This window comes from Siphonobacter sp. BAB-5385 (assembly GCF_002261125.1).
Classification (GTDB): Bacteria; Bacteroidota; Bacteroidia; order Cytophagales; family Spirosomataceae; genus Siphonobacter.
This window is the reverse complement of sequence record NZ_NMPS01000122.1, coordinates 1-6,445: the sequence shown is the minus strand read 5'-3', so window position 1 is coordinate 6,445 and position 6,445 is coordinate 1. Positions and strand designations below refer to the sequence as shown.

Here is a 6,445-nt window from a genome sequence, read left to right as displayed (position 1 = left end):
GACCACCGGCCAGATGACCATCGCCGATGGTACACAGGGAGCCGGTAAAGTGCTCACCTCCGATGCCAACGGCGGAGCTAGCTGGCAAGTGGGTAAGGTAGGCTGCGGTTCGTTTGATGCCACCCGAAGCACCGCTCAGAACGTACCAATTCTTGATAACGTAACTGACCCAGCTGTAGTGTTAGTTAGTACTACGAAGGTCTATGATCCTCTGAATGCCTACAATCCATCGACAGGCGAATATACGATTCCTAGTACCGGTATGTACGTATTTAAATCAAGTGCAGTAGACTATATTCCTGGTATAGCAGCCCGAAGAAACAGTACGCTAACAATCGTTTCAGCAGTTAGAGGGGCATTATCTTCTTCCGTAACTGCCGATCAAGCTTACCTTAATGGCACCTATAATGATGTAGTAGCCGTAGCCTATCTGACTGCCGGCGATAAAGTAACGGCTAAGTGTCAAATTACACATATATCTGGAACGAAGCCTGCTGCAACCATCGATGTACAGAACATCAAGTTTTCAGGTTCCAGAATTGACTGTACTAGTAATTAGGTTTTACGTGGTCTTTGTTGACTTCATTACTAATCAAACTCCACCATTCGCATGAAACCCAAACAACTACTACGCACGGCCTGCTTTTTAGCCGCTCTTTTTACCTCTTCCACGCTGATGGCTCAGGTGAAAATAGGGGATAATCCAACGGTGATCAATGCGGGCTCTGCCCTGGAGGTGGAGAGTACGAACAAGGGTTTGCTGATGCCCCGCATTTCGCTGACCAGTACGACGACCTGGGGCTTGTTAGGTACGCCTACCGCAGGTATGCACGTGTATAACACCAACGCGGGCATTAGTGCCGGTAATGCTACCTACCCGACCCTGGCAGCCAAAATTGGCGAGTACTACTGGGATGGCAACGGCTGGGTAGGCTTAGCTCCGGCTCAACGCAATACCGTGGTTACGTCATGGCCGCAAACTGCAGGGGTTACCTTAAACGTACCCGCAAATCTGGCTGCTAACAGTTGCCCTACGTGTAACGTCGATATCAACCAGACGGGTACTTTTTCGATTACCAATCCTACGAGTGATGTGGTGATAGACGTGGTCAACTTTTCATCCGTATCCAATCACAACGCTAATGTGGTGATGACGTATCTGATTCAAGTGGATAAAACCACACCCGGCACGTTTGAGCGAATCGGTTTTTACAGCCTTCCTTTTCAGGGTACCGCCTGTAGCGGCTTGTCAACGAATGCCAAGTTCGTTTTGAAAAACCTCCCTGTTCGTGCCCAGCCCTATACGGTTCGAATATTGGCCAATGCTACTTACAACGGCGGTTCTAATCAGGCAAATTTTGGCGTTGGCTCTTTGTCAGCCACCGGTTGCGGTGGTGCAACAACCGACGGCAACAGTACCATCATCTCGGTAACGCAGTAAGTCGTTCTTTCCTTCTCAGGCTTAAGCGATAAGCTGAGAAATAACTCAGGTCACCCTTTTCTAACATACATGAAATGAAAAAGAAATTTATGAGTTCAATCCGCTTCAAAGCATTAGCTCAAGCGGTGGCAGTGATGTCCTTACTTTCACTCGCCGAAAACACCTTCGCCCAACAGGGTTCTCAGGGTAACACTACGATCTTCGGTGGTGCTGAAATGACCGTCTTTGGTGCTCATAGCTTCGCTACGGGCGGCGGCGGTGTGCAGCCTGGCATCGTTAATACTATTCGTACGGCTCCTTACGGCGTATTGAATTTTGGTACGGCGGCTAGCCAGACCGGAGCAAACGATGCCAACCACGTCGATGGTTACGTTCGCAAGCTGGGTACGACTTCGTTTATCTTCCCCGTGGGTGACAACGGCCAGTACGGCCCCTTCGCTGCCGAAGGCGATGGTACTACCGGAGCCTACTTCCACGTCGACCCTTCCTCGGCCATCACCTCCATGGTCGGCGGCGGCAACTACCCCGTCCTGCCCACCGGTGGCCCCTTTGCTACCTCCAGCAAAGACGCCAACGTCACCACCGTCAGCACCAAAGAGTACTGGGACATTGATGGTGCTACGGCTACCAAAATCACCCTCACCTGGGATGGCATCAGTGACGTCACCACCCTGACGGGCAGCAGCCTCACCAAGCTCGGCATCGTCGGCTGGGACGGCACCAAGTGGGTCAAAATCCCCGCCACCGTGGACGCTACCTCCGTGCTGGGCGGCACCAGCTCCCTGACGGCGGGTTCCATTACCACTACTGCTACGATTGTACCCAATACCTACACGGCCTATACCCTGGCATCCGTGGTCAACATCATTCCGGACTTAACCCCGACCACAGATATTAAGGCGTTGTCCTTTGCCGAAGGAGAGAGCCGCGACTTTATCGTCAACCTCTATGAGATCAACGGCGGCGATGCTACGGGTGCCATCTCCTTCCGTCTGAACAAACTTTCGGCCTTCAACATCACCTATCCCACCACGAACACCACTTCCAGTGTTTTCGACAATATCAATACGGACAACGAAAACGGTAACTGGACCTTCACCGAAACGGCTTCACTCATCATTGTGACGGCTAAACCCGGTGTGACCATCCCGGCGGGTGGACAGGCTAAAATTGGCTTTACCGCCACCCGTAAGCCTGGTATTCCTGGCAACACCACGCAAAACCTGACGGTAACCATCGTGGGTCGCTCCGGGGGAGAAACCAACACCGACAACAACGTGGTAATCACCTCCATCACCGCTATCAAGTAACCTTTTCTTCTTTTGACTATTTATGAAAAAGTCCTTATCACTACTCGCCCTGGCCTTTGGGCTAGTGCTTTTCAAAGCTCAGGCTCAAGAGGTCGGTATCAACATCGTAGCCATTCCCAGGGAACTCAAGGTTGGCGAATCCGGCATTATTCGCGTCGATATCTGCAACGGTGATGCTGACCCGACCAGTGCTCCTGCCAATCGTCTACGGCCCCTGGTTTCGCTACCCTCGCTGGTGGAAATCACCAGCGTCACCAACACCGATGGTAGCCCGTTAACTGACTTTCAAACGATGAGTCAGAGTCCGTCCTCGATCATGTTGCTCTACCGGCCCGCCTTACCTAACCCCGAGTGTGTTACCTATGACGTACATATCAAAGCCGTCAAAGTAGGCGATGCGGAAACGGTCACGGGTACCTTAGGCTTTCAGGGTCCGCAAACACCCCGTAACATCACCTCCAACGATAACTCGGTTACGACCATCACTGTCGTTGATGCAGCTACGCCCGTTACGCTGGCCAGCTTTACGGCCAAGAAAGAAGGAATCAGTGCTCAGCTGAACTGGGTGACGTTGCAGGAGAAAAACACCAAAAGCTTCGAAGTCGAGCACAGTCTGGATGGCCGCAACTGGCGGAACCTGGGTTCGGTAGCGGCGGTGGGTAACAGCACCACCCAGCAACGCTATAGCTACCTGGACACTGACCCAGCCAACGGTCTGAATTACTACCGCCTACGGATGGTGGACTTTGATGGCCACACCGAGCTGTCGCGATCGCAGAGTCTGTCGTTTGAGCGAGGTCTGCAAGCCAACGTATACCCCAATCCGGCGGTGGATTATCTGACCCTGGAGGTGAAGGATGCCAGCAAGGTAGAGCGGGTGCAGATTCTCTCGACGACGGGTGGGGCCGTCTACGAAAGTGCCGCTCCCGCCGCTCAGGTGAAGGTGAGTAATTTGACCAAGGGGCTGTATCTGGTGCGGTTCCAGTTCAAGAACGGTTCCACGGAAACCTACAAAGTTATTAAGCAATAAGTACTAGTTGGCGACCCTGAAAACGCTGGCAGAAGTGAATCTGCCAGCGTTGCTTTCAACCGGCGATAGACTCCGGTATTGAGGGCAACTACCTATTCCCATCCAACCCTGATTACTTATGAGTCATTTTACTCTTCCCTCATCCCTTATTGCAGCTCCATCCCGGCGGGTCATCCATCGCCTGCGTAGGGGAAACCGTACTGGAAAAGGCTTGTTGTTAATCACAGGTTATGATTATTTTTTAACCAAACGGGATTATAAACGCCTTTTGCCCCAATACGAAGAAATCATTCTGGTGCCTCGCCATACCGACGATGATTATCTATTGAATGTCATTCTTCACCCGATCCTGAATGAACATACCCTGATCCATCTGGTTGCGAATCCAGACTACGATCAGCAACACCACCAGGTGTACCAGTTTATCGTCAGACAGAGTAAGATGATTCGGGTCAGTACCATTGCTGATTTCTGCGAACAGATCCTGGGGAAAGTATACATTGCTCAAAACGCCCACGAACGTACGTTTACAAACGATTTGCCGATTTTCAAGCCTAATATTCGTGGTTTAAAAAAAGGAATAGATGTCGTTTCATCCATTGTCTTTTTAGTCTTTACCTCCCCCTTCTGGTTGTGGAGTGCCCTACGAATCAAACAACAGTCACCAGGGCCTATTTTCTACCGACAAGCTCGGGTCGGCCAACAGGATCAGGAATTTCACTGCGTCAAGTTTCGCTCCATGCGGCTGGACGCGGAAGTATCCGGAGCTGCCTTTTCCAGTAAAAACGATCGTCGTACCTTTCCCTTTGGGGCGTTTATGCGAAAAATTCGGCTGGATGAATTACCCCAGTTTCTGAATGTACTCAAGGGTGAAATGTCGTTGGTAGGTCCTCGTCCGGAGCGTAAGGTATTTACCACTTCGTTTGAAAACCAGATTCCGCATTATCAAACCCGTCATCGGGTGAAACCGGGCATTACGGGCTATGCCCAAATCTGTTATCCGTACGGAGCAGGCGTAAAAGATGCTCGTCATAAACTTATGTATGACCTTTATTACATCAAGCACTGGAGTATTCGGCTGGAAGCTACATTCTCTGGCGTACAGTGATTACCGTTATCACAAAACAGGGATGCTAACCCATAAGACCCACGCCATATGTCCGAAGAAACCCTCCGCGTTATTCTGATTCTTTGCATTGCCTTCGTTGTGCAGTGGGTTGACCGAAAGCGAAGCAAACAAAAAAAAGCTACTACTGCTACTAGTCCCGTTTCCCTTAAAAGACCTCTCGTATCCAGACTTTACCGACATTCCTTACAGATTAAACAACTTCGCCAAACGGTACGTAGTACGCCTCCCAAACCATACCAGACGAAAAAAATAGTAACTTATAAAGTATAGGAAGCAGGTACTTCTCTGGACGTTCAGGGAAGTACCCGTTTTGCATTTGGCCCAAGAGCTAATCTTCCGCTTCCAGTTGGAAGATGCTTTCCAGCGGTTTGTCAAAATAGCGGGCAATTTTCAGGGCCAGTACCGTAGAAGGTACGTATTTATTCGCCTCAATGGCGTTGATCGTCTGGCGGGACACCTGCACGGCATCAGCAGGGTGGCCTGCGTAATATCCTTGATCGCCCGTTCGACCCGAATGGTGTTTTTCATAAGCGTATGAATTCTCCCGATAAAACCGCCCTGCCTAGACTAGCGGCATCATGTTGCGTTTGAACACCAGGGGTTTGATATACAGAATCCAGTTAAACCGGATGACAAAGAAGGCCAAAGCCGTAAAAACGTTGTAAATCAAAATACTCAGGTAGGCCCCATTGTAGACCAGAAGCGTGGCCAGAATAATCAGCACCGCGTTAATCATGACGCCCCATTGCAGGGATTCGAGCCGTACCTGAGCCACCCATTCATCTTCTTTCCGTTCTTTGGAGAAAGCAACCAGCACGAGGCCGAGGGTCAGTCCTACCGTGATGATTTCATCCAGCAGGTTATTTTCCGTAGTGCCCAAAAACTCCGAGTCCCAGGTCAATTTGTGAGGAATTTTGATAGTAAGCCAGTCAACCGACTTTTCCAGATTCGGGAAATAGCTCTCCCGAACCATGTATATAATCCCCAGAATCAAAAAGCAAAAAGTCAGGCCCCAGCCTAAAGCCTTGGCCCAGTGCGGAAAAAGAAATCTCGTTTTCATACGTGTAAATTAAGTTATTAGAGTGGAAAATAATTTTTACCAAATGTAAAGTATTCTTTACTTTATGACAAAATAGTATGTCCATTATTTTTAAAGATTATACAAAAATGCTGCCTTGTAAAAGCAGCATTTTTGTATGTGCCATCGCTGGTAAACTCTAACGCTATCCCTTTTTGTCTTGAATCAGGAAAAAGGCCTAAGCCAGTATTTTCATATCCGTTTTTCTCTTTCATAAATCTGAAGGGATTCCGGGTAATTAGCCCGGCCTGCCATACGGGTGAATGCAATGCGAAGCTAATCATGGGTTGCCCCCATGGCTAATTCAATGAAACCCATCCAGGGTTAAAGACCCTACCTTTCCTATTTCATTCAGGCGTGCATTCCGAGCCGCTAACCCCGAAGGGGTTCAATGTCAGTAGCCCCGTATGCAATGCGGGGTATGGATGCGTCCCGCCCGGTAGGCACAGCCTACCCA

Annotated in this window: 7 protein-coding genes and 1 pseudogene; 5 read left to right on the top strand and 3 right to left on the bottom strand. The window is 49.9% G+C overall.

Annotation, left to right across the window (positions count from 1 at the left end; all coding sequences use genetic code 11):
* The 5 genes and pseudogenes from BWI93_RS12475 to BWI93_RS12455 all read left to right on the top strand — a co-directional run.
* A pseudogene (locus tag BWI93_RS12475) lies at positions 1–559 on the top strand (complement C1q domain-containing protein); the annotation flags it as partial.
* 51 nt (positions 560–610) lie between these two features.
* Complete coding sequence (locus BWI93_RS12470; protein ID WP_094811757.1) at positions 611–1,441, top strand: hypothetical protein; 831 nt, start codon at positions 611–613, stop codon at positions 1,439–1,441.
* Positions 1,442–1,515: 74 nt separating this feature from the next.
* On the top strand, positions 1,516–2,751 hold the full coding sequence (locus tag BWI93_RS12465) for a hypothetical protein (protein WP_094811755.1): 1,236 nt from the start codon (positions 1,516–1,518) through the stop codon (positions 2,749–2,751).
* Positions 2,752–2,773: 22 nt separating this feature from the next.
* Positions 2,774–3,781 carry a T9SS type A sorting domain-containing protein gene (locus BWI93_RS12460; protein WP_094811753.1) on the top strand — a complete coding sequence of 336 codons (1,008 nt, stop codon included), beginning with the start codon at positions 2,774–2,776 and terminating at the stop codon, positions 3,779–3,781.
* A 118-nt stretch (positions 3,782–3,899) separates the two neighbouring features.
* Positions 3,900–4,889, top strand: a complete 990-nt coding sequence (locus tag BWI93_RS12455; RefSeq protein ID WP_255157830.1) for a sugar transferase — start codon at positions 3,900–3,902, stop codon at positions 4,887–4,889.
* Positions 4,890–5,238: 349 nt separating this feature from the next.
* Here the strand turns inward: BWI93_RS12455 and BWI93_RS12445 are convergent, their stop codons facing one another.
* The 3 genes from BWI93_RS12445 to BWI93_RS27780 all read right to left on the bottom strand — a co-directional run bounded on the left by BWI93_RS12445 (position 5,239) and on the right by BWI93_RS27780 (position 6,203).
* On the bottom strand, positions 5,239–5,373 hold the full coding sequence (locus BWI93_RS12445; RefSeq protein WP_255157829.1) for a helix-turn-helix transcriptional regulator: 135 nt from the start codon (positions 5,371–5,373) through the stop codon (positions 5,239–5,241).
* Positions 5,374–5,472: 99 nt separating this feature from the next.
* Positions 5,473–5,970: a hypothetical protein gene (locus BWI93_RS12440; protein ID WP_094811749.1), complete on the bottom strand. Its 498-nt coding sequence runs from the start codon at positions 5,968–5,970 to the stop codon at positions 5,473–5,475.
* A 62-nt stretch (positions 5,971–6,032) separates the two neighbouring features.
* Positions 6,033–6,203 carry a hypothetical protein gene (locus BWI93_RS27780; protein ID WP_176454204.1) on the bottom strand — a complete coding sequence of 57 codons (171 nt, stop codon included), beginning with the start codon at positions 6,201–6,203 and terminating at the stop codon, positions 6,033–6,035.
* Positions 6,204–6,445 lie beyond the last annotated feature (242 nt).